The sequence below is a fragment of the Candidatus Limnocylindrales bacterium genome, from assembly GCA_035571835.1.
Taxonomy (GTDB): Bacteria; Desulfobacterota; Binatia; order UBA1149; family CAITLU01; genus DATNBU01.
Window position 1 is genome coordinate 25,999 of the sequence record DATNBU010000038.1, and the last position, 23,474, is coordinate 49,472.

23 protein-coding genes are annotated in these 23,474 nt (G+C 65.7%); 9 read left to right on the forward strand and 14 right to left on the reverse strand.

The window, feature by feature from the left end; all coding sequences use genetic code 11:
• Positions 1-122 precede the first annotated feature (122 nt).
• Positions 123-1,343: a hypothetical protein gene (locus VN634_16895; GenBank protein HXC52562.1), complete on the forward strand. Its 1,221-nt coding sequence runs from the start codon at positions 123-125 to the stop codon at positions 1,341-1,343.
• A gap of 5 nt (positions 1,344-1,348) precedes the next feature.
• On the opposite strand, the gene VN634_16900 is transcribed toward VN634_16895, so the two are convergent.
• From VN634_16900 to ligA, 9 genes are all read right to left on the reverse strand, one after another.
• Positions 1,349-2,371, reverse strand: a complete 1,023-nt coding sequence (locus tag VN634_16900) for a methyltransferase (GenBank protein ID HXC52563.1) — start codon at positions 2,369-2,371, stop codon at positions 1,349-1,351.
• Positions 2,372-2,381: 10 nt separating this feature from the next.
• Complete coding sequence (locus VN634_16905; GenBank protein HXC52564.1) at positions 2,382-3,179, reverse strand: hypothetical protein; 798 nt, start codon at positions 3,177-3,179, stop codon at positions 2,382-2,384.
• Positions 3,180-3,377: 198 nt separating this feature from the next.
• On the reverse strand, positions 3,378-4,664 hold the full coding sequence (locus VN634_16910; protein HXC52565.1) for a hypothetical protein: 1,287 nt from the start codon (positions 4,662-4,664) through the stop codon (positions 3,378-3,380).
• Positions 4,665-5,009: 345 nt separating this feature from the next.
• Complete coding sequence (locus VN634_16915; GenBank protein ID HXC52566.1) at positions 5,010-5,450, reverse strand: cupin domain-containing protein; 441 nt, start codon at positions 5,448-5,450, stop codon at positions 5,010-5,012.
• 117 nt (positions 5,451-5,567) lie between these two features.
• Positions 5,568-6,125, reverse strand: a complete 558-nt coding sequence (locus tag VN634_16920; GenBank protein ID HXC52567.1) for a hypothetical protein — start codon at positions 6,123-6,125, stop codon at positions 5,568-5,570.
• 26 nt (positions 6,126-6,151) lie between these two features.
• Positions 6,152-6,700, reverse strand: coding sequence for a hypothetical protein (locus VN634_16925; protein HXC52568.1), 549 nt, complete (start codon positions 6,698-6,700; stop codon positions 6,152-6,154).
• Between the two features lie 6 nt (positions 6,701-6,706).
• On the reverse strand, positions 6,707-7,696 hold the full coding sequence (locus VN634_16930) for a hypothetical protein (GenBank protein ID HXC52569.1): 990 nt from the start codon (positions 7,694-7,696) through the stop codon (positions 6,707-6,709).
• A 31-nt stretch (positions 7,697-7,727) separates the two neighbouring features.
• Entirely contained in the window at positions 7,728-8,006 is a 279-nt protein-coding gene (locus VN634_16935; protein HXC52570.1) for an acylphosphatase, read from the reverse strand.
• A 6-nt stretch (positions 8,007-8,012) separates the two neighbouring features.
• Positions 8,013-10,178 carry an NAD-dependent DNA ligase LigA gene (ligA, locus tag VN634_16940; protein ID HXC52571.1) on the reverse strand — a complete coding sequence of 722 codons (2,166 nt, stop codon included), beginning with the start codon at positions 10,176-10,178 and terminating at the stop codon, positions 8,013-8,015.
• A gap of 263 nt (positions 10,179-10,441) precedes the next feature.
• Here ligA and VN634_16945 point away from each other — a divergent pair, with 263 nt between their 5' ends.
• Positions 10,442-10,786 (forward strand): ComEA family DNA-binding protein, encoded by a 345-nt coding sequence (locus tag VN634_16945; GenBank protein ID HXC52572.1) that lies wholly within the window; start codon positions 10,442-10,444, stop codon positions 10,784-10,786.
• Positions 10,787-10,976: 190 nt separating this feature from the next.
• On the opposite strand, the gene VN634_16950 is transcribed toward VN634_16945, so the two are convergent.
• Positions 10,977-11,369, reverse strand: a complete 393-nt coding sequence (locus tag VN634_16950) for a response regulator (protein ID HXC52573.1) — start codon at positions 11,367-11,369, stop codon at positions 10,977-10,979.
• Positions 11,370-11,654: 285 nt separating this feature from the next.
• Here VN634_16950 and VN634_16955 point away from each other — a divergent pair, with 285 nt between their 5' ends.
• From VN634_16955 to VN634_16965, 3 genes are read left to right on the forward strand one after another with little or no spacing between them, the layout of a single operon-like run.
• Positions 11,655-12,701, forward strand: coding sequence for a phosphotransferase family protein (locus VN634_16955; GenBank protein HXC52574.1), 1,047 nt, complete (start codon positions 11,655-11,657; stop codon positions 12,699-12,701).
• A gap of 8 nt (positions 12,702-12,709) precedes the next feature.
• On the forward strand, positions 12,710-13,168 hold the full coding sequence (locus VN634_16960; GenBank protein HXC52575.1) for a hypothetical protein: 459 nt from the start codon (positions 12,710-12,712) through the stop codon (positions 13,166-13,168).
• Positions 13,165-13,896 carry a hypothetical protein gene (locus VN634_16965; GenBank protein ID HXC52576.1) on the forward strand — a complete coding sequence of 244 codons (732 nt, stop codon included), beginning with the start codon at positions 13,165-13,167 and terminating at the stop codon, positions 13,894-13,896. The genes VN634_16960 and VN634_16965 overlap by 4 nt, the downstream gene beginning before the upstream one ends.
• Before the next feature lie 29 nt (positions 13,897-13,925).
• Here the strand turns inward: VN634_16965 and VN634_16970 are convergent, their stop codons facing one another.
• A complete protein-coding gene (locus VN634_16970) occupies positions 13,926-15,068 on the reverse strand; it encodes a hypothetical protein (GenBank protein ID HXC52577.1) in 1,143 nt (380 codons plus the stop codon).
• Positions 15,069-15,200: 132 nt separating this feature from the next.
• Here VN634_16970 and VN634_16975 point away from each other — a divergent pair, with 132 nt between their 5' ends.
• Positions 15,201-15,758 (forward strand): THUMP domain-containing protein, encoded by a 558-nt coding sequence (locus tag VN634_16975; GenBank protein HXC52578.1) that lies wholly within the window; start codon positions 15,201-15,203, stop codon positions 15,756-15,758.
• Between the two features lie 27 nt (positions 15,759-15,785).
• Here VN634_16975 and VN634_16980 read toward each other — a convergent pair whose 3' ends face one another.
• Complete coding sequence (locus tag VN634_16980) at positions 15,786-16,802, reverse strand: alcohol dehydrogenase catalytic domain-containing protein (protein HXC52579.1); 1,017 nt, start codon at positions 16,800-16,802, stop codon at positions 15,786-15,788.
• Positions 16,803-17,074: 272 nt separating this feature from the next.
• Between VN634_16980 and VN634_16985 the strand changes: the two genes are divergently transcribed.
• Positions 17,075-18,568, forward strand: a complete 1,494-nt coding sequence (locus VN634_16985) for a hypothetical protein (GenBank protein ID HXC52580.1) — start codon at positions 17,075-17,077, stop codon at positions 18,566-18,568.
• A 95-nt stretch (positions 18,569-18,663) separates the two neighbouring features.
• Positions 18,664-19,056 (forward strand): DUF4079 family protein, encoded by a 393-nt coding sequence (locus tag VN634_16990; GenBank protein HXC52581.1) that lies wholly within the window; start codon positions 18,664-18,666, stop codon positions 19,054-19,056.
• On the opposite strand, the gene VN634_16995 is transcribed toward VN634_16990, so the two are convergent.
• Both VN634_16995 and VN634_17000 read right to left on the reverse strand, forming a co-directional pair.
• Entirely contained in the window at positions 19,057-20,766 is a 1,710-nt protein-coding gene (locus VN634_16995; GenBank protein HXC52582.1) for a hypothetical protein, read from the reverse strand.
• Positions 20,767-20,818: 52 nt separating this feature from the next.
• Positions 20,819-21,616, reverse strand: coding sequence for an ankyrin repeat domain-containing protein (locus tag VN634_17000; protein ID HXC52583.1), 798 nt, complete (start codon positions 21,614-21,616; stop codon positions 20,819-20,821).
• Positions 21,617-21,891: 275 nt separating this feature from the next.
• Between VN634_17000 and VN634_17005 the strand changes: the two genes are divergently transcribed.
• Entirely contained in the window at positions 21,892-23,406 is a 1,515-nt protein-coding gene (locus tag VN634_17005) for a hypothetical protein (GenBank protein HXC52584.1), read from the forward strand.
• Positions 23,407-23,474: the final 68 nt, after the last annotated feature.

The following is a 23,474-nucleotide window of genomic DNA, read 5'->3' on the forward strand; positions in this document are numbered from 1 at the left end:
GACTTACGACGGCGCGGGCGTCGACGGAAATCTCCGTAGCAATTCGGTTAGCGGATTGCGACAGCTGCACGGTTCGTGGTGTTTCCGTGGATTGCGTGGCCGGGCAGTGCTACTCGGATCTCGTGTCCAGGCCGACCCATCTGCATCCAGCCGACATCCACGGTATCGCGCGGCTTGCGACCGACGCGACGAGCGCGGTGACCGACATCGTCGAGGCCATGCACGAAGTGATCGCGTCGCCATGGCTGCGCGGAATCCCCGGCGCCTCCGCGTTGGCCGGGCTCGCGTACTCGAGCGTACGCGGCGTCGCGAAGATCGTCGGTGGCGGTTTCGACATGGCCGCTGTGCCGCTGGTGCCGATGCTCGGCGAACGCCAGTCGTCGCCGCAGCGCGATGCGCTGGTCTCCGTGCTGAACGGTGTCATCGGAGATCATCTGCTCGCAACCGGAAATCCCCTCGCGATACGAATGGGGTTCCGCCGTCGCGGCAAAGCGCTGATCCTCGAGAGCGAACAGCTTGCCGCCGCGCTGCCGGGCATATCGCCGCGCGTGGCCGTAATGATTCACGGACTGTGCGGTACCGACGCGCAGTGGAAACGCGGAGAGACCGATTACGCGGCCATGCTCGAGCGCGATTTCGGATTCACGCCTGTCTACCTGCGCTACAACAGCGGCCTTCACATCTCGACGAACGGTCGCGCGCTGGCGGGTCAGCTCGAAGAGCTCGTGCGCGCGTGGCCTGTTCCCGTCGAGGAGCTGCTGCTGATCGGCCACAGCCTCGGCGGACTGGTTGCACGCAGTGCGTTCCATTACGGGCTTCAGCTCGGCTGCGAATGGCCGTCGCTCGTCCGGCGCATGGCGTTTCTCGGCAGCCCGCACCACGGCGCGCCGCTCGAGCGCGGCGGGCACTGGTTCGAGCAGCTCGTCGGCTCGATCCCGCTTGCCGCGCCGCTGTCACGCCTCGGCCGCCTGCGAAGCGCGGGCGTCACCGATCTGCGTCACGGAAATCTCGTCGACGACGACTGGGGCAACCGCGACCGCTTCAGCCATCCGGAGGATTGCCGCACGCCGGTTCCGCTTCCCGTCGGCGTCGACTGCCTCGCCGTGGCCGCGACGACCGGTGCGCGCAGCGGCGATGCGCGTGATCGCCTCGTCGGTGACGGGCTGGTGCCGGTTGCGAGCGCGCTCGGTCATCACGCGGACGCCGGACGCGAGCTGGCGTTTACGGCGCCGCGACAGGTCGTCATCTACCGGACGCATCACATGGGACTGCTCAGCGATCCGGAGGTCGGCGGAATTCTGTCGGACTGGCTGCGCGACCCGGTCGGCTCGCGTCATCTCTAGCGCAGCTACTTGTAAGCGACGCCCGCGCTTGCCGGACCGGCAAGCGCAATCACCTCCGTCCTCGCAAAGCCGACCTCACGGCACCAGCCGGCGAAATCAGCGCCGGTAAAATCGAACGCGTCGCCGAACTCGATCAGCATATTGAGCGACATCAGCAGCCCGAATGTGTTCTCGCGGCGCGCGTCGTCGATCAGGTTCTCGATCACGACGAACGCCCCTCCGGCCGGCAGTGCGTCGTAGGCCGCACGGACGAGGTGCATCTTCTTTTCGAGATTCCAGTCGTGAAGGATCATGCCCATCGTGATCACGTCGGCTTTCGGAAACGGCTCGGCGAAGAAATCGAGCGGCTTTGCCGTGACACGGTCCGCGAGTCCGGCGGCTGCGATCTTCCGCTCGGCGATCGAGGTGACGGCGGGCAGATCCGCCGAAATGCATCGAAGGTGCGGATGCTTTTCCGCGACGAACATCGACAGCTGGCCGGTCGCCCCGCCTACGTCGCAGACCGTCCGATAGCTCGAGAAATCGAACTTGTCGGCAAAAGCCCGGAAGTTGGCCGCGGATATTCCGCTCATCGCGTCCATGAACAGCTCGAGCCGCTCGGGCTTGCTGTACAGCTCGGCGAACATCGACGCGCCCGTTTGCTTGATCTCGTTCTGCGGTTTGCCGGTCTTGAGGCCTTCGCTGAGGTCGCCCCAGAAGGGATAGAGACGAGCGTTCGCCATTTCGAGGAAGCCGCCCATGAACTGCGGACTGCTGCGGTCGAGGAACAGCGCAGTCTCCGCCGTGTTGCGATAACGGGCGTCCGCACCGTTGCCGTCGCGCTCGAGGAACTGGAGCGCAACCAGCGTGTCGAAGAAGTCCGGGTTGGCGCGCGCGTGCAGTCGAAGCGCGTCCTGCAGCTCGCGACCGGTCATCGACCCCGCGCCGAGCGCGGTGAACACTCCGAGCTCGACGGCGGAAAGCAGGACTTTTGCCGGCCAGAAGGCCATGCCGACTTCCATGATTCGGGCGGGGGAGAGCTGGGTCATGACGGTTTCCTCATTGCTGTGCCGGGCGCGGCACGAATTTCCAGACCGCCGCCTTTTGAACGTAGTGGAATATGTCGTTCTTTCGCAAGCCGGATGTACCGCAGTGAAATTGAACTCCCATGTTCAGGGCGGCCTGGTCTCCATTCAGCAGATAGGTGTGATCCACGAAGCATTCCGGATAGGACGACGCGAAGTCCGACTGCAGTTGCGCGAGTGTTGGAGGAGTCAGGATGTCGGGTTCGACCTGCGGGATGTGCGGTACCGGCGCGTCAGGATCGCCGTACGCGCCGCAGTTCGACTCGATGGACGTTCGGGTCGCAGTTCCATTGCGAATCCTCCATTCGGCATCATACGAACCTGCGCCGTCGCCGAAATGCCCTTTGAGGAGATACGATTCTTCCTCTTCCTGACGCGCCAGGCTGAATAGCGAACCGTATGTCCCGGGGCTGTCCGGGTCGTACATGCCTTTTACGTCCAGACTGACCGTTCTTCCGTCCCGAAAGATCACCTTCGCCCCGGCGACCTCGCGCGTCGGCAGATTCCCGTCCGTTCCAAAGAACGAAATCCCATCAATGGAACGGACGTTTTCGAAACCGTTTTTCTCGAGATCGCTTTCAACAACATGCGCCTTTCGATCAAAGCGTACACTGACGAGCTCGAGCGATGCATCCGGACCAAGCTCGAATATTTGAGTGGCGCGCTCCCGGTCGTGAGGTGTGATATTGCGGTAGGTGCCGCACGCCGTAACGCCGAGGCCAAGCGAAACGGACGCAAGAACCGCAAAGCCGATGTGGAGTAGAAGTCTCACTGTCTCACAACGAGCGTTACGCCAATGCCGAGCCACATCAGGTTTCCCGGATCGTGCGCCCGTCGTCAACGATCAGGCCAGTGAGTAGAAGTCTCACTCCCCGGCAGCATGGACAACAGATGCTTGTGGGGGATGCACACTGGGCCTTCGCTACCAGGACCGTCCACCTCAACAAGATCCGAACACCGACGACGTCGTTCATGGAGCGGCCGCCATCCCCTCGCGGTCGACGGCACGACATTCCGCGGGGAATGTTCGCGCATCGGCGAAATTGCCGCGCTTCGCGTCCATGAAGGCGCGGCCGAAGTCGAGGTCCGCCTGATACTGGTTGTGTGCAGCGCAGCGCAGCTCGATGTTCTGCGACGTTGGAGGTCCGCCCATGGCGAAGGGAGCTCTATGGTGGAACTCGATGTTGCCCGTCTCGCGGCAGCGACGTCCTCGGCCGTCTACGTAGCAGCAGCGTCCCGAATCGCGTCGCCATACCTCGCGCCGCACGGCCGCCGGGATGGTCCGGGATTGCTGTGCTCGCTGCGAGGCCGCCGCATCGGCTGTCGGCATTGCGCCCGGTCGACCGGTGCATTCCGCGTGCGTCGACGTCGTCGACTTCGGTCGATCGGTGCAACCGGCCTTGCGCGCGAGTGTCCGGACGAGCAGGACGTCGATCGCACGGCTGATGATCGCGGCCGCGTCGCGACCGGTCGCCGATCGGCCGAGCAGATCCTGTAGCGACCGAAGCTTGTCGTGCGTGTCTTGGTCTACGGTGATCTCGATCTTGTAGCGGCGCGGGCTGAGAGCAACGATCGGCTTCGTCACTTTTGCCGGCTGCGCTGACCGTGGAGTGATCGCGACGCCGACGACCTCGGAGTCTGTGGAGGCCGGCGAGTCCGGCCGATTACTCGAGCAACCGGCGGACTCGCGGTCTGCCCAAGCGCGCGGATCGCTCGCACCGACGGCCTGCTCGTGACCCGGCGAACAACCGCCGGCCGATGTTGGCGCTGCCACCGCAGGCCCACGGTTCGCCGCGTCCGCACCACGAGGCCCGGGCATCGCACGAACACGCGACGCCACGTCCGCTCGCGGCGCCAGCTCGGCAACCAGCCGCTCGACCTCGCGCGAGCTCTTGTGCCTGGCGCGCTCGAGTACTCGCAGGTGGTTCTCGGTGGTCAGATGCCTGGCCAGCAGATGAATGGCGCTGAGATGCAGCTCGCCGCGTGCGACCAGGTCCAGCACGACCGGAAAGCGGCGCGCCGTACGCGCAGCCCAGATCCGCTTGGCCGTTACCTGCTCTGACATGTGGAACCGCTCCATGCAGAAGCTGAACATGGAGGAGCAGGCATGCCTGGCCCAGAGCTTGCGCTCGTCGATCTCGGCGATCGCGACGAGTAGCGCCGCCGTCGTACGGCGGTCGCGGGCGACGAGGTGCTCGAAGTGATCGAGCAGTTCCTGTTCGGAGAGCTTTGCAATGCTGTTGAAGGATGTCGTCATGACGACCCTTGTAACACGGGTTTTTCAGGCGTCGTTCTCGGTAAGGACGCGACCGCCGTCAAGCATGGGTCTGTGGCAGCGAAGCGCGAGATCCGAGCGGCGTAACGCGCGAAGTCGGCGAGAAAAGCGGTGCGCCGTGTTTCGCTTCGCTATAGGCGACCTCAAGCGGCGAAACTTCGCGTCAAGCGAAATCGACATCGCGACGACGCTTCCATAACAAAAGCGGCATAGCCCGCCGTGATCCACGTCCGACGCCGCGCGTATTATCCGACGAAAGCTTTCGGACTCGCCGCCATCGCCGACATTCCCCGGGGAATGTTGACTGAACAATGGAAAGGCTGCAGTTCAGACCGCCACCTTCAACCCGTGGCGCCCGCCGACTTCCGCGAGCTGTTTCAGGTCGGGATTTACCGGCGCGATTTCTCTCGCGAAATCCGCGAACATCTTCGATGCGCCAAGCCGCGACGTCATCGAAATCATCTCCGCGCCGCCTTTGCCGAAACGGAACCAGTGGGTCGTACCTGCCGGGAGATGCACGAGCGTTCCGGCCGACACCGTCGTGGTCTCGCCATCGATACCGAACTCGATCTCACCTTTGATGACAAAGAAGGACTCGTCCCACGGATGATTGTGCGGCGGCGGGCCGCTGCCCTCGGGCCCGCGCTGCAGGAAAATCTCGTAGCCCTGCGTTGCTTCGCCGGACGCCAGCACGGTGACGTGCTCACCGACGATGTTGAGCGTGGGCGCGTAATCTTTCGGGGTGACGACGAACGGGCGTGCAGACATCTCGGTCTCCTGTTCGAGTGGTTCAACAGGTCGACATTATCAGCAGCGTGGACCGAAAATAACCGGGAACGCGGGCCAGCACGGTCGCAGGAAGACCGGCAGGCAGGTGGGCGGTTGTTATTTCGGCACTGCGGTCCCGGCAATGCTGGCCGAGAGCAGGAAGTCTTTCACCTCTCCGCCCGCAACCGTCACGGCGAGTGAAACCTTCACGACCTTCGGATCCGTGGAAGCAAAGTCGTAGAGCAACGTCTGCTGCGACGGATAGCGGATGATCTGCGTCGGCTCGCCGTAAATTTTGCGCACGCGCGACTCCGGGTCTCCGATCGCGAGCCCGCGTGGCGTCGCAGCGGGGCGCGGAACGTCGGGCAGCGCTCCCGTCTCGTCGCGGCAGGTCGAGACCGGCGCCCGTCGCACCCAGATCTTCGTGACGTATCCGCGCGACCAGGGTTCTTCGGTGAACGTGAAAACGTCCAGGGTCTTCTGGTTGCAGACTTCGTACAGGACCTCTCCGCCCGCCAGGCGATGCGAATAGAAGCCGGGATAGGCATCGTAAAGTGAAGAGATCGGGCCGCCTATCCTCACCAGCGCGAGACTCAGGTCAGCCTCGGAAGCGACAGCGTTTGCCGCACCCAGCGCGAACAGCGTGACCATGGAGAAGGCGATCGATCGTTTCATCCTTTGCTTCGCTCCACGCTTCGCAATCACGCGAGCTCACGCACCGCATGCTCGCGGAACAGCCGCACGCTGCGGTCCACCGAATGCGCATACAGCACGAGCTGCGACAACCGGACTCGGGGCTCACCGATATCCACCGACCGGGCCCACTGCATCGCATTCCTCAGCACGGGCCCCTTCGCCGAGCGCCGCGGCCGTGCGATCGTCACATGCGGTCGCGGCTCGCGCTCGTCGAGCCGAGCACCGGCCCGCTCGCACATCTCGTCACGCACGACGAGGATTGCATCACGCAGCACGTCGGCGCCCTCACGCACGATCGCGGAGAACGCATTCGGCCGCCGCGGATTTCCCATCGGCTCGACGCGCCCCAGCGTCACGTCGAGCGCAAGCGTCGGCCACTTCGGCGCGATCGCGAATGCAGCTTCGGCAGCCTGCTCACCGCACGCTCCAAGGAACGCGACCGTGATGTGAAGGTCGTCCAGATGAAACAGCCGCACGCCGTCCGGAGGCTCGGCGACGCGCGAGAACCACGGCTCGCCCGGCACGGCGAGCGCAACGAACCAGTTCCCCGCCATGCTGCCTTACGGAAGCGGAGGCGGCGTCTCGCCCGCGAAGAACCGGCGCGGGTTCTCGACGAGCATCATCTCGATCTGCTCGGTGGTTGCGCCGCCTTCGATCAGCTTCGGGACGATCCCGGTGAAGAAATGGGACGGGGTCCAGACGGCGAGCATCTCGGCGAACGCTTCGGTGTTCGGAATCGGCTGGCCGCGCCAGCACCACACCGAATCGTGCGAGATGACGACGCGCGATGCGGCGCCCTTCTTCAGCACGGCAAGCAGCGACGCGACGCGCTTCGCATCCGGCTGCAGCACTTCGATTCCGAAGCGGTCGAAGCCGAGATACGAGCCGCCTTCGACGAGCTTCATGTGGTACGCGTTGTCGTCGGTGCCGCACGAATGACCGATGATGATCCGGTGCGCGGGAACGCCGCCGTCGGTCAGGATCTTCTGCTGCTCGTCGCCGAGCGAGCCGTGGTCGGTGTGGGTCGTGATCGGAGCGCCGGTCGCAACCGACGCCTTCGCGGCGGCCTCGAGGATCTTGCGCTCGTAGTCGCTGATCTTCGGCGCGCCGGTGGCGACCTTGATGATGCCGGCCCGGATTCCACTCTCGCCGATCCCGTCGGTCAGCTCCTTGATGAACAGCTCGGCCATCGAATCGGAGCTGTCACCGAAGTTGCCGCGGAATCTCCAGTACGCCACGCCGCCTTCGTCTTCCTTGTAGAGACCGGTCGCGCAGATCACGTTGAAGCCGGTGCGCGCGGCCATCTCGGCGGCAAACTCGACGTCGCGCCCGAGGTCGTTCGGGCACGGATCGAGCATCGTCGCCACGCCGTGTGCCTTCATCTCGGCGATGCGGTCGCTGCACATCGCGACCATCTCGCTCTTTTTCGGACCGGGCCGCACGGTGTCGGACTCCCAGCCGGGATAGCCGATGAGCATGTGCTCGTGCATCAGCGTTCGCCCGAGGTCCTTGATGTCGATCGGGCCGGTGACGGTCTGGATCTGGGTCATGACGGGGCTTGCTCCTTGCGTGCAGGCGAGGTCATCGCCGCACCTGAAACGTCTTTTCTCCGGCCGGCGGCTCCGGATTCGATTTCACCTCGATGACGCGCGCGGATGGCGGTCCGTGGTGGCACCACGATTCCATCTCGCGAACGGCGTCCGGCGGTCCTTCTAGGACGGCTTCGACGCTACCATCGGGGCAGTTCCTCACCCAGCCCGAAACGCCGATGCGTTCGGCTTCGATGCGCGTGGCTTCGCGAAACCACACCCCCTGCACACGGCCGGATATCTGCAGCCGCAGCCTCAGCACTTCCGGCACGTGCGGCTACGCCTCGCGCCCGAGCATGCGGAACAGCTCGGTTTCGTCGATCACGGTGACGCCGAGCTTCTCTGCCTTCGTGAGCTTGCTGCCGGGATCGGCACCGGCGACGAGGTAGTCGACCTTCGCGCTCACCGAGGATGCGACGTTGCCGCCGGCCTCCTGGATGAGATCCTTCGCGCGGCTTCGCGGAATCGAGATCGAGCCGGTCAGCACGAACGACTTTCCGGACAACGCGCCGCCTGTCGCGACCGAAGGCGGACGCGGACGCAGGCCGACTTCGGCAAGCTCGCCGATCATCTTGCGGTTGGCCGGATCTGAAAAGAACAGCCGGATCGACGACGCCATCTCCTTGCCGATCCCGTGCAGATCGACGAGGTCTTCTTCGGTCGCGTCGGCGAGCGCTTCGAGCGATTCGAAACGGCGCGCGAGAAGACGCGCCGCCGTCTCTCCGACGTGCCGGATCCCGAGCGCGATGATCAGGCGGTCGAGGCCGCGCTCGCGGCTGCCGTCGATGGCGGCATGGATCTTTTCCGCATTCTTGCGGCCGACCTTGATCGCCTTGCGCGCGCGCTTCGGTGCATCCTCGCTTTCCTCGTCGCCGCCGGCTTCGCGTTCCGGCGTGCGCTCGAGATCGGCGAGCGCATCGACGTCGAGCCGGTACAGACCGGAAAAGCTGCTTACGAGCCCCTGGTCGACGAGCTGCGAGACCAGACGATCGCCGAGGCCGTCGATGTCCATCGCACCTTTTCCGGCGAAATGGCGCAGCGATTCCTTGAACTGCCGCGGACATTGCCGGTCGGTGCAGCGCCACGCCGATTCGCCTTCGATGCGTCCGACCGGCGAGCCGCATGCCGGACATTCGGTCGGCATCTCGAACTTGCGCTCGCTGCCGTCGCGCCGATCAAGAAGAGGCCCGACGACATACGGGATCACGTCGCCTGCCCGCTCGATCGTGACCCAGTCGCCGATGCGCACGTCCTTGCGCTCGATCTCGTCCATGTTGTGCAGCGACGCGCGCGAAACGGTCACGCCGCCGACGACCACTGGTTCGAGCTCGGCAATCGGAGTGAGCGAGCCGAGGCGGCCGACCGACGCCCAGATCTCGTTGACGCGCGTGACGGCCTGGCGGGGTTTGAACTTGAACGCGACGGCCCAGCGCGGCGAGCGCGCCACTTCGCCGAGCACGTCCTGCTGCGCGACCGAGTTGACCTTGACGACGACGCCGTCGATGTCGATGTCGAGCGCGTCGCGCCCGGCTTCGAGCCGTCCGTGATACGCCTCGACGTCTTCGATCGTGTGCAGCGTGTCGGCCTCGGAGCGAACGGTGAATCCCCACGCCTCCGCGGTTTCGAGGAATGCCGAGTGCGTCGGGAAATCACGCGGGATCGCGGCGCCGTGGCTGTGCACGAAGAACATGAGAGGGCGCGACGCGGTGATCGACGCATCGAGCTGGCGCAGCGAACCGGCGGCGGCGTTGCGCGGATTGGCGAACACGCTCTCGCCCTGCTCCTCGCGCTCGCTGTTCAGGCGCGCAAAATCCTTCTTGCGGATCACGACCTCGCCGCGGATCTCGATGCGCTCGGGCGGTTTTTTGCCATCCCGGACGGCGAGCCGTGGCGGAATGCTCTTCAGCGTACGCGCGTTGACGGTGACGTCTTCGCCCGTGGTCCCGTCGCCGCGCGTCGCGGCCCGCACGAAAACCCCGTCTTCGTACAGCACGTTGAGCGCCAGGCCGTCGAGCTTCGGTTCGACGGCATACTCGACGTCGGCGGCCGGCAGCGCCTTCTTCACGCGCGCGGCGAACTCCTCGAGGCTTTCGCGATCGAAGACGTTCGCGAGCGACAGCATCGGGCGCACGTGCGGCGACGGCGCGAAGCGCGCGGACGGCGTGGCCCCGGGCTTCTGCGTCGGCGAAGCCGGATCGTAAAGGTCGGGATTGGCCGACTCGAGCTCTTCGAGCTCACGATAGAGCGCGTCGTATTCAGCGTCGCTCACCGTCGGCGCGTCGCGGCGGTAATACGCGTCGTTGTGCTCGGCGACGATGCGCCGAAGCTCGAGCACGCGCTGCCTGGCCGCCTGTTTCGCGGGGTCCTTCGAGACGTCCTGCTCGACTTCCTCGACGTTCCGCTCGACGTCCGGCGCGACGTTCGGCTCGACCTTTCTGGCCATGCGGATTTCCTAACACAGCAGGCGGCGCAGACCACCGCACGCGGTTCGCCCGCTATCACAGCTATGTTCTGCGACAGCCGACATCACATGCATGTCGTTGAGAGTAACCGGCTCACTGCTCCATGGTGCGTCCTGAAGCCGACGCGCCGGCCATGGACGAGCGGACAACAGGACACGCCGACAGCCGGATAGCCGGACAGGCAGTGGAGCAGACAGAAGGGCAGGCGGGCGGCAATTCAACAGGCCAACAGGAGGACGAAAAAATGTACGGATACACGAACAGGATGCAGCTCGTCAGGGCTGCGCTCGGCGCAGCGGTGATGTCGGCGGTGGTGCTGGTCGCAAGCGGCACGGCAATGGCGGCGACCGCCGGCGGTCCGGCTGCGCAGGCAGCGGCGGCCGAGGTTTCCGGACGCGTCGACGTGAACACGGCGACCGCTGCCGAGCTCGCGAGCCTTCCCGGCATCGGAGCGAGCAAGGCCGCCGCAATCATCGCCGAGCGCGAAAAGAAACCGTTCGGATCGGTGGAAGATCTCGAGCGCGTGCGCGGCATCGGCGCGCGCACCGTCGAAGATCTTCGCGGCAAGGTCTCGGTCGGCGCACGCTGACTCCGATCTGCTGGCGTGCCGTGCACGCCGGTGCTGCTGGCGGCCGTCTGACACGCGTGTTCCTCCCCTCACGCGTGGGGCGGCGGCGCGGACGATCGACATGGGCAACGATCTCCGCGCCGCCGCCGGATCAGGCATCGCCGAATGGTGCGCCGGCAGGAAGACAGAAGAGTCGTGTGGAGAGCGCGCGTCAGTCGTCGAGAGCGAGAATCGCCGCGACGGTCTCGATGAGCTGGCGCGGCCGGAATGGTTTGGCGAGCACGGGGCATCCGAAACGTTCGGCTTCGTGCCTTCCGGGAATGCTCATCAGATCGCCGGTGACCACTGCGCTTCGCCGCAGCAGCCCCGGATGCCGGTCGCGAAGCTTTTCGAGCAGCGCGCTTCCGGTCTCTCCGGCGAGGTTCCAGTCGAGAACGATCGCGTCGACATCGTCGCGGTCGATGCGTGACATCGCTTCGGCAGCCGATGCGGCTTCGTAGACGATCGCTCCGGCAACCTGCAGGATCGTCGCGGTCATCGAGCGAATGTCCTCGTCGTCTTCGACGACGAGCACGGCCCCCTGGAGGCGGGGTTTGGGCGTCATCGGCCGTTCGCTTGGCAGGCTGTATTGACTTCTGTGCATGACGTTCCGGTTTCGCGGCATCCCTTACTTGCGTCCCGATCAACGTCATCATGCCGACACGCTTGAAAGTGAGCCAGCACGTCGGCCATCAAATGCCCGAATCGGCCCCGGCCGGGAAACATGCGATTCTTTGATTCGACGGCAAATTCAAGGTTTTGCACACGTTGCCAGTCGGAGGTCGCTGCGGCATAACCGGCCGCCTGCTTGCCGGCAATACGCCCGCTGGGCGGCTACAGGGACTCTCTTTTGGATTTCGACGACCGTTTACAGCGCTTTCTCGCCAGGACAACCGGCGACACGAAAGCCGTCGTTCGGGATCTGAAGCGCCATACGGAAGGTTTCTCACTCGAGACGATCTCGTTCACCGGAGAGTGGAGCGACCGGGGGCAACCCCGGATTCGCCGCAGGCTGGTCCTTCGGCGCCAGCCGCCGGCCGGCCTGCTCGAGCCGTACGACCTTGCGCCGCAGGTCATGGCGATGCGCGCGGTTCACGGCCACCTCGCGGTACCGCTGGTTCGCTGGTTCGAGGAAGACGCGGATGTCCTTGGCGCTCCTTTCTATGTGATGGATTTTGTCGATGGCGACGTCCCGTTGCCGGTTCCGGGCAGCGCAGGGCAGCCTTCGATTGCCGATGCGGCCGAGCGCGGCGCACTTGCCCGCGACCTGACGGCCAACCTCGCACGCCTGCACCGGTTCGACTGGAAGAGCTCGCCGCTCGCGAGCTTCGATGCTCCGGCAGGCGTGCGCAGCGCTGCCGAGAGGCAGCTCGAGTGCTGGCGCGGATATTTCGAGCGAGCGTCGCCGGAGCCGTCGCCGATGCTCGAGCGCGCGTTTCGAGAGCTCGATCGCCGCATCGCCGGGCTTCCCGAGGACGGTCCGGTCACCGTCGTGCACGGCGATTTTCGCACCGGCAATTTTCTTCGCGAAGGGCGCGAGGTGCGCGCGGTGCTCGATTGGGAGATGGTGCATCTCGGAGACCCGCTCGAAGATGTTGCCTGGGCCACCAGCCGGCTCTGGCGCGGGCAGACGAAGCTCGCGGGCGTGCTCGTTCCGATCCCCGAGTTCCATCGATTCTATGAAGAAGCCGGCGGCTTCCCCGTCGACGACCGCAGGCTCGCGTTCTACGACCTGCTGGCGGGAGTGAAGATGGCAGCGATCATGCTCACCGGGCTTCGTGCGTTCGCCGACCGGCGAACCGACGACATGCGAATGCTCATCTTCCGTCATCAGCTCGTCGGCATGAACCTGATCATCGGTGAATCGCTCGGAATCGTCCCGGGTCTCGACGCATGACGGCCGCAATGAACACGATGAACGAAGCGATGATCGCGACCGATCGCATCCTGGAAGGCGTTGCGAAGACGCTCGAGGAGATCGTGCTGCCCGCGCTGCCGCCGGGTTACGCGCGCGGACAGCTCTACGCCGTGCTCGAAGTGATCGGCAGTCTTCACGGCCAGCTGCTTTTTGGCGGACCGATGCTGGAGAATGAAGCGGCGATGATCGATGCGCTGCTCGCCGAAGCCGCGCAGTCGGTTGCCGGCGGCCTCGGCGAACGCTGCGGCGCGTACGCGACGCGAGCTTCTTCGACGCTCGCCGAGCGCGTGCGCGACGGCCGCTCGCTCGTCTGCGAGCTCATCGCGGGCGGCCACGGCGACGGTGGCACGCTCGGCGCGGCGATCGACAGCTATCTCGCCAACGATGCGATCTCGAGGGCCATGGCGCTGCGTCCCGGACGTCTCGCGGAGATCTCGCAAGGATGATCGTCGGGCGGCATGCGGCGTCTGCGCTCGTGATGGCGCTCGCGATCTCGACTGGCGGCTTGCGCGCGGCGGCGCAGGAAGCACGAGATCTGAACGCCGCACAGGAAGCTCCGGAAGCCGCACCGGCGGACGCGCCGATCGCAGAACCGGCGGATGCGGTGGTCGTCGAACCGGCGGATGCAGCGATCGCAGAACCGGTGGACGCAGCAGTCGTCGAACCGGCGGCGGCCACTGCCGAGGCCGTTGACGCCGAGCCGGCCGCTGCCGAGGCGGTCGATGCCGCGCCCGCCGACGTCCCGAAACCATCCGGGCCGCAGGTGCAGACGCTCGGGCCCGACGATCAGCGCCTGTACCTGGTCGATCACGGCGGCACGTGGTCGATGCACGCCGAGTCGGTCGTTGCCGGCTCGCTGCTGCACTCGTGGCACGAGGCCGGCGGTCCGCTGGTGACGTCGAAGGTGATTCTGGACTATCCGTTCACGCTTTCGGTGCACCGCACGAGCGCCGAGCGGATCCTCGAGCACATTCTCGAAGGCTGGAGCTACACGCTGCACTACGATGCGAAGGGCCGGCTCGAGGCCGTGCGGGTCTACAGTCCGGAGCCGCAGCGCATGTTCAAGACCCCGCGATTGACGGAAAGCTTCTCGGCGTGGCGCCTGCTCGAGAATGGCGCGCCCGCGGCCGCGTCGCCGCAGAACGCCGCGCCGGCTCCTTCACCGGCAAACTAGCAATTGCGAAGAGTCTGCCCGCGCGGCGGTCAGTTCAGATCGTAAAGCGCGATGTCGAGCGGAAACGACGGGTCGGGTCCGCGCTTCGTGCTGCTGGTGGGAAAGTTCGGGGGAACGCCCGACTCGTCGAGCACGTACGCATCGATCCGGTTGATGCCGGCCTGCGAGACGTAAAGGATCCCGTCCTTGATCTCCATCTTCGACGGATATGTCTCCGGATCTTCCTCGGTCCTGCTGAACGGAGTGTTGTGATTGAGCATTCCGTCGGACTCGATGTGGTAGAGGTCGATGCGGCCTGCGTTGTACGCGGCAGCGTAAAGCAGGCCGTTCTCGATCAGGATGTCCTCGTAGTACTCCTCGGTCTCGGTGCGCGAGCTCTGGTCGGTCGGCAGGAATCCACCGGCGACGAGCTTGTACGCGCGGATCGACTTGTCGCCCGCCGACGTGACGTAAATGATGTTGTTGTGAAAGACGAGGTCGTCGGGAAGCGCGATGCCGTCCTGCGGGCTCTGGTTCTCGGCATCGATCGGAACGTCGCCGTTCGGCTTCAGCAGGAACAGGTCGATGACTTCGCTGCTGCGCGCGCCGGCGTAAAGCGACGTGCCGTTGAATGCGAGTGATACGTAATCGCCCGGGATGCGGGCTTCGCCGCTGCCGGTGAACGATGGCGGAAGATCGCCGTCTTCGTCGAGCCGGAACGACTGGACCCGGTTCAGGCCGGCGTCGGCCGAATAGACGACGTTGTTCTGCACTGCGATCTGGATCGGATCGGAGTTCTGATTGAGGATCGTCTCGGAAGTCGGGGAGTCCGGCAGCGAGCCGTCGGCGCCGAGCCGCATGGCGATGAGCTGCTTGTCGAGCGACGCGTAAAGGACACCGTTGGCAATCGCGAGACGCCGCGGGTTGCGCACGGAGATCGAGTCGAACGGCTTGCCCGGAAGCAGTCCGTCGGTGCCGAGCCGGTATGCATCGATGCGGTTGCCGCGCGACATCGCGGCGTAGAGCACGACGTTTCCCGGAGGAGCCGTGGTCTGCGGTCCGGGAGTAAGAAAGGCCGACGTGCCGCTGCCGCTCGACCCTCCGCCGCACGCCGCAAGCCAGGCTGCCGAGACGAACAGGGCAGCGAATGTCGAAAAGCGAAGGACGCGGGAGCGGAGCGTGGAATACGGCATGGCGCCGACGCTTAACCAAGGGAACGTCGGCTGTCCAGCCGCATGGGGACGTCGGCTGTCCAGCCGCAGGCGCAGACAGGCTGTCCGCCACAGCGGCATTGCCCTCACGGCGACTGCCGTCATAATCCGCCGATGCGCACCCGCGACGATGAAAGCTGGAACGTGCTCGCCATCGGTGCACGTGGCGAGACCGGCAAGGCGCTCGGGCTGCTCGGCGAAGTCGGGCGTTTCCGTACCGGCGGATATCCGCAGGTTCTGATCGGCAGCGTCGCGCGTCCGCGCGGTGACGCCGCGCTTCTCGACGGCATCGACGGCCTCGTCGGCAATCCGGAACGCACAGCCGGCATCATCGACCGCATCGTTCCCGTCGAGGAAGCCGTCTCGTTCGCGGGCGACGACGTGACCGAAACGCTGTGCGAAGCGCTCGAGTCGCGTGCCTCGCGACTGTGCGGAAAGTCGTTCTACGTGCGCGTCCATCTGCGAGGGCTCAAGGGCCGCATCGAGCATCCCGCCGTCGAGCGCGCGCTCGGCGATTTCCTGTCGGAGTTTGCGGCCCGCGCCGGCGAGCCGCCGAACGTCTCGTTTCGCGATCCCGACGTGGTCGTGGTTGCCGAAGTCGTCGGACGCCGCGTCGGCTACGCGTTCCTCGGACGAGACGAGCGCAATACCGATCTGGTGCGCGTGAAATAATCGGCTTTCCGAGTCGCGGGCCGCGTGTCAGTCGGGCTCGGGGGCGAGCATGACCTTGATCGCACCACTTTTCTTGTCCGACGCGGTTTCGAACGCCGCCTGCACATCGGTAAGCGGAAAGGTATGCGTCAGAAGGCCGCGCAGCGCAGTGGCATGGGCCTCGATGCATTCGAGGCCCAGCTCGAAGTCGGCAATTCCGGTCGGCGGGCGGTTGTAGACCATCGAGCCGACGATTCGCACTTCCTTGATCAGCAGCACGCCGGGATCGAACACCGGCGTCTTCTCGAAGACACCGATGACGACGATCGTGCCGCCGCGCGCGACGGCGAGCATGCCGTCGGCGACAGTCGTCGCGTCGCCGCCGACGGTTTCGAGCACGACGTCCGGCTTCTCACCGGACAGCTTGAGGCGTGCCGGATCGAGCACCTCGTCGACGCCGATCGCTTCGGCGACTTTCTTCTGCTGCGGATGACGGGCGCTGATCGCGACGTACGAGGCGCCCAGATGTCGCGCAGCCGCAGCGGCAACCAGCCCGATCGTTCCGGCGCCGAGCACGAGCACGCGCGAATGCTCGCCCACGCCGCCGAGCCGCGCGGCATGCACGGCGACGGCCATCGGCTCGGCCAGCGCGCCGAGCGCGTAGTCGAGCGAATCCGGAAGCGGAAACAGCGCGTAGTCGGGCACGACGAGCGAAGACGCCATGCCGCCCTGGAGCGTCACGCCATGCACCGCGAGCCGGCCGCACAGATGGTAATTGCCGGACACGCAGTGCCGGCACTCTCCGCAGCGCCTGATCGGCTCGATGGCGACGCGGTCGCCTTCGCGAACGCTGGTCACGCCAGGGCCGATCGAATCGACGACACCGCTCATTTCATGACCGGGACATACGGGCGGCAGCGGCGCGTGGCCCCGGAACGCGTGCAGGTCGCTGCCGCAGATCCCGCAGCGCCGGATGCGGACGCGCGCTTCTCCGGCGGCCGGCGCGGTCTCGGCAACCTCGTGAACGTGGATCGTGCCGGCGGACAGGTATCGTGCTTCGATCACGGCGTTGGTTCCTATCGGTGAGGGTGTCTCCACGCAATGTCCCGGGGCCTCAGCGCCCGCAGAATGCGTCCGGACTCACAGCCGGATTGCAGGGCCGACGCCTGCAGCGTTGCGAATACTTTGCCCTCGCCAGAGCCCGTGCGGTAGTTTAGGATCCCCCCGCGCTTTTCAACACGGGCCACGGAGAGGAAGGGCGGACTTCCTCGAGCGGCCGTGCAAGACAAAGGAGAGATCGAATGACAGGTTTTTGTCGTCGCTTCGGATCGTTCGCGATGGTTCTGGCGTTTGGGGCAATGCTGCTGAGCTGCAGTGGAAGCGGGGACGGTGACGGCGGAGGCGGCGGCGACGACCGGGTTCGGCTCTTCTTCGGCATCAACAACGACGGCGGCTGCAAGAGCCTGGTTTTCGACGTCGATGTCGCCGACGCCCAGGCCGTCATCGAGCGCAACGGAAACGCCGTCGATTGCACGCTCAATGCGGCGCTGACCAACGACGGCTGCGACGCGACGTTCACGCTCATCAACAATAACGACACGCTTCGCGTATCGATCACGGGATGCACGATTCCCGCGGTCACCAATGTGTTCCTCTGCGACTTCGTCGACGCCGACATCTCCGAGCTGACCGACCAGACGGTGGCTACGTGCAGCTGCAAGAACAACGGCTGCGACACCACGCCTCCGGTCTGCATCAGCGAAGTGCAGGACCCGGGGTCCTGCGAAGACTGCGACAACCACATCGACGACGACGGCAACGATCTCATCGATTGCGCCGATCCGAACTGCGAGCATTCGCCGCTGTGCGGCAACGTCGGGGAGACGTCCACGACGACGTCTTCGACGTTCATCGACGTCATCACGTCGTCGACGACGACGACGACGCTCGAGCCCACGGAAACCTGCACGCTGACGTACCGGATGACGACGGACGTTACGGCAGGAGGCCTGTCGTGGGAGACGGACTACGCGGGCACCGACGGCGGTTTCCGCGGCAAGGGCAGTGCCGTCAAGTGCGACAGCATCGTCCCGGGCGCACTCGCGGCGTTCTCGGACAACGACCATGCCCGGGTGCTTTCGTCGGGGCTCGTCAGCCTCAGCGGCATTGACGGGCCGGCCGATCTCGTCGAGTGCAAGTTCGACGTGGTCACCGAGCCGCTGATCTCGGACTTCGACATCACGGTCACCGAAGCGACCGACGTCGACGTGAATCCGATCCGGCCTTTCCCCGCGATCATCATCAAGAGCCTGGACTGTGTGCCGGTCACGACGACGACCACCGAAGGAAATACGACGACGACGATCGACGGCGGCGGCACCACCACGACGATCCCCGGCGGCGGCACGACCACGACGATTCCCGGCGGCACCACGACGACGACGCTTCCCGGCCCGACCGACACGTACTCGATCACGTTCCGTCTCAATAGCGCGAGCGCGCCGGTCGGTGCGCTGCAGTTCAGCGTCAACTACGCGGGTGCGCCGGGTGAGTTCGAAGGCACCGGCGGCGACGTGACGTGCACGGGCGGCATCGAAGGCGCGCTGTTCGCGCCCAACGACATCGATGCCAGCCGCAAGCTGTCGCTCGGCATCATTGCGCTCGACGCGTTCAGCGCGCCGGTCAACGTGGCCACGTGCAAGTTCGTCGCGAACGATGAGATCGACGTGCCGACTCCGGCCGACTTCATCATCACGATCGACGACGCGACCGATGCGGACGGAGCCGACGTGACGGTCGGGGTCGGCGCGGTGGTGACACCGGTGCACTGACGCCTCCGATGGGACACAGCCGGGAGGCCGGTCCGGGAAACCGGACAGCCTCCCGGTGCCGTCCCGCCGCCGTTTGTGATTCGCTGCGGATGGAAATGCTCGTCTACATTCATCCGCTGATTGCCACGCTTGCGCTCGCGCTACTCGCGCACACCGCGTCCTTTGCGGTGCGCTCGCGCAATAACCGCCGCTATCGCTCGCTGTTTCTGGTGCGGCACTCGTACATCGCGCCGACGATGTACGTGACGATCCTGGTCGCATGGGCAAGCGGGCTCATCTCGACGTGGGCGCTGCGGCCGCCGAATGAGGTCGCGGCCAGCGGTCACTTCAAGGTCGGAAGCGCGTTCGTCGTGGTGCTGACGCTGTCGGCGATTTCGTCACGCTGGATCGACAACCCGCGGATCCGCGCGATTCATCCATGGATCGGCGCGCTGGCACTGCTGCTGTCGGCTGCGCAGGCGTTCTTCGGCCTCGAGATGCTGCCGTAGTCAGGACGCACCCGGCGAAAGGCACGCGCACGGAGACGTGATGGCATAGTCGGCGCCGGCCCAGGCCTTTGCGAAGGCCGCACCGGCGCGCGCAGCCTCGGCGTTCCTGTGCTCGAGCCGCAGGCTTTTCTCCAGCCCGAACAGGCTCCAGCCGTTGTCCGGATGATGGACGAGGTCGTCGCGAAAGACTGCTTCGGCCTCGCGCCCTTTTCCTGAATCGAGCAGGGCCGCTCCGAGCGTGTGGCGCGCCGGCAGGATCCATGACGGAGGCTCGTCGTATTTGAGCTTCGATTCGTTCTCGACGGCATTGCGAAGCGACGCGAAGGCCTGCTCGCGCTTGCCCTCGCGGTAGGCGATCTCGCCGTCGAGAACGCGGTCGGCGACCGCAAGCAGGTCGGCCGCAGAGTTGTTGCCGAAGATCGCCTCGGCCGGCACCGCCGCACGCGCCGTCGCGAACTCGGCCTGCTCGGCTCGCGCCGATGCGGTGTCGCCTTTGGCCGAGAACGCGACGCCGCGCGCATAGTGCCGCATCGCGCGCGCGATCGGGAAGATCGCTTCGAGATCCGGTGCCGCGAGAATCTCGTCCCAGCGTGCGAAGCGCACGCGCACCTCGAGCGGCATCGCGAGATAGCCGTCGGCGATCGGCGAATACTGTTTTGCCCACTCCGGAGGAATGGCCGCGACCATCGTGTCGATGGCGTCGATGGCCTGCTTCTCGCGGCCGATCATCATCGCGGCAAACGCGAGCATGTGATGGTTGTGGGCCATGTAGAGCGCATAGAAGCCCTGCTTCGGCGTGATCGCCCGGTAGCGGTCGTCGGCGCGGATCGCCTTGGCGTTGGCCGTGACGGCGTCGCGCCAGCGACCGCGGCGGACGTCGATATGGCTCGGCATGTGCACCAGATGACCGAGCCCGGGCTGCAGGTCGCGCAGGCGGTTGGCGGCGACGTCGGCGCGTCCGGGATCGCGCGAGGCTTCGGTTGCGTGGATGTAAAGGTGCAGCGCCAGCGGATGATCGGCGCGAAGCTTCATGACGGCATCGAGCGTCCCGAGAACTTCCTCGGTACCGGGCTGGGCCTTGCCCTCGGGCGTCCACTGGTTCCACGGGCGCAGATCCATCATGGCTTCGGCGAACAGCGCACCGACATCGGCATCGCGGGGATGGCGCTGCCAGACGCCGCGCATCGCATTGGCGTACGCAAGATCGAGCGGTGCGCGATCGGCGGCCGAAGCGGCCTGCGCGCCGGCCGGCGAAGGTTTGGTGTAACGCGCGGCGAGCGCGTCGATGAGCTCGCGCTCGACCGCGTCGGCACCGCCGGCCGCGGCTTCCTTCTGCGCGCGCCCGAGCGCATCCCACGCGACCACCGTGGATTCGGGCAGCATCATCGGGAAATTGATGTGCGGGCCACTCGCGATCGCGATTCCCCACCATGCCATCGCGGCATGCGGATCGAGCTCGGCGGCCTTGCGAAACGACCGGATCGCCTCGTCGTGGTTGAACGCGAACAGAAAGCTCAGCCCCTGGTCGAAGTAGCGCTGCGCTTCGCGTGACGACGTGGTGATCTTGCGTCCGTTGCTGCCGAGGCCTTCGTACAGCGGAACCGGGCCGACGCCGGCATCGTGCGGGGACGCTGTCCGGTTGCCGGTCGAGCAAGCGCTCGAAACGATCACGGCTGCGGCGAGCAGCGTCGATGCGATTGGTCGAAACATGATCGGACCCTCCGAAGCGCGGGAATCGCCGGGACCAGAAGTATGAAGTCTTTTATTCGCGGGCGCCGTGTTCGCGCAACACGTTGACGACTTCGTTGGCGTCGCCGACGGCCTTGACGTTGCCGTCGAGAGCAAGCTCGGACGCCGACATCTTCGCGAGATGCAGCGGCGTCGAGCCGTCCGTCGCGCGCGCGTTCGGCCTGGCGCCGGCGTCGAGAAGCACCCGTGCGACTGCAGCATAGCCGGAAAGCGGGGGAACGCGGCGGCTTGCCACCAGATGAAGCGGAGTCTGCTGGCGCGCGTCGGTCGCGTTGGCATTGGCCCCCGCGGAAAGCAGTACGCGCGCGAGCTCGACGTGTCCCCAGGCGGCGGCCGAATGAAGCGGAGTCAGGCCGTATTCGTCGCGCGCGTTGACGTCGGCGCCGGCCGCAAGCAGCACCTGGGCGACGTTCATACGGCCTCGTGTCGCCGCGGTATGCAGCGGGGTCTCTCGCGCGTTGTCGGTCGCGTTGACCTTCGCACCGGCGGCGATCAAGAGCCTGGCGATCGCCGGGTTGCTCGCGGTCGCGGCGATCCGCAGGTCCTTGTCGAGGTCGCAGCTTCCGTCCTTCTTGCACGAGGCCATGTGCTGCTTGACGGCCTGCACGTCGTTCTTTGCGACGGCGTCTTCAATGGAGATTCGAGGATGCTCGACGGCAACCGGTGCGCTGGTCGCCGCGGATTCGGTCAGGGCATTGTGGATGATCGCGCGAGGACGGCTCGTTACCGCATACATCACCGCGAGGTTCACGCCCGAGGCGAGAATGACCGCGATCGCGAACAGGCTGGCGATATGAGGACGGTCCGTCACGCGCCCCATCGTCTACTCGAGGCCGACCCCTAGCAACGGGGTTGGAAACAGAATCGCACGGCGAGAGTCCGCTGCGCGACTCCTGTGCCGCAAGCGAAAACACGGGCTTCGGGACCCGGCCGGGGCAAAAGATTGACACGGTCACAGCCGGCGTCGGATAGTCGCTCCCGGCTGGCGGCCGGAGGGGCCGCCGAGGAGGGGCGCCAATGCGTGCAGCCCGGGCCCGTTTCTTTCTTGGTTCCTGTCGTTCGACCGCTCTTTTCGGCTTGCTCTCGGTGGCCCTTGCACCATCGGCGGCGCAGGCGTCCGAAGCGGGCCAGGGTTCATTCTCCGGCACGCTGACGCCCGGAGTCGGCTGCGGGCCCGGTGCTCCGGCGCTGCTCGAGTTCACGTCGGCGTTCTCGTTCGACGACAAGACGTTCCAGATCAACATGCCGCCCGGCAACAACACGTTCGACGTCAACTTCTCCGAGCTCGGCACATTCCACACCGAGGGCGAGATCAACTGCGTGTTCGACGTCGGCGGCGAGTTCGTCGGCGAAGCCGTCAACGAAGCCGGCGACTTCCGCTGGGTCGACATGCGCGGCGAGTATCTCGATCACAAACCGGGCATCAGCGAGGGCGATCCGTTCCCGTGGGTCGCCGGAGCACGCTGCGAGACGACGCGCACCGACAATTTCAAGACGCTCTGCGACAATTTCGAGCTGAGCTGGAACGGCCTCAGCAGGATGCTCGCACCGAATCCGGGCTACAACGACTTCGCGGGCGATCTCAACATCCGTACGGCAAATCGCGGACACGTTGCGCCGAACGGCAACAACGCCGTCGATACGACGGCGGAAGTCGACGGCCCGGGCGGCGACGTTCCCGAAGTCGTCGTCACGTTCCACAACGGCGTGATGTCCGAGGGCGATGTCAGCGTCAGCACGCTGGCCGATGCGCACGGGAGCATTCCGGGCAGCGTCAGCATTGCGCCGCGCGGCACGACCGAGATCGACCATGGCGACGGCGCGGTGCCGTTCTTCGAAAACGGTGACGAGTCGTTCCTCGAAATCAGCACGGATGCGGAGCTTCCGACCGGACCCGACATCGAAGTCTGCCTGCCGATGCCGGCGGTTGCTTCACCGTCCGACGCGCGGCCGGTGCACGTGCTGCACGGCGAAGGTGCAGATTTCCTGACGCGGAGGTTCGTCGACCGCACGTCGGACGTCGACCCGTCCACAGGCAAAGCTTGCGCGTCCGTATCGAGCTTCTCGCGCTTCGCGGTGGTCACGTCGGACCTTTGCGGCAAGGGCAGGAAGAGCTCCGACGGCATCCTTACTGTGGCCGGCGGCCTGACCGGCAAGAAGAGCGTCGTCGTCGACGGCGTCACCGACTGCACGGAGCTGCCGGCGGACTTCCCGGCTTCGCTCGCGAAACTGTGTGTTCCGGACGCCGACGGCTACAACGGCCAGTGCACGCTGTCGCTCAAGCTCGGGGTCGATCGCGCAGGATGCAACGAGGTCGCGGCCGGCATCGATGCGAGCGCGTCGGATGTCGACGTGTACTCCTACGACGGAACCATCCACGGCAAGACGGCGAACGTCGATCTCGGAATGCTTTTCCACGACGCGCTTTACGGCCTCGTCGATCGCACCGAAGCAATTGTCGGTCCGGTTGCGATCTCGCTTCCCGCCAACGGCTCCGTTGCCAAGTACAAGCTGTCGCACCACATGAACGGCGGCGAGCCGGGAAGCGGCGAGTACGTGCTCGACAAGGACGTCGCGACGATCCTCTGTATCGAGCCATAACCGCGGAAAATCGGGGTCAGACACCGATTTCGGAAAATCAGTGTCTGACCCCGATTTCGTCACGAACA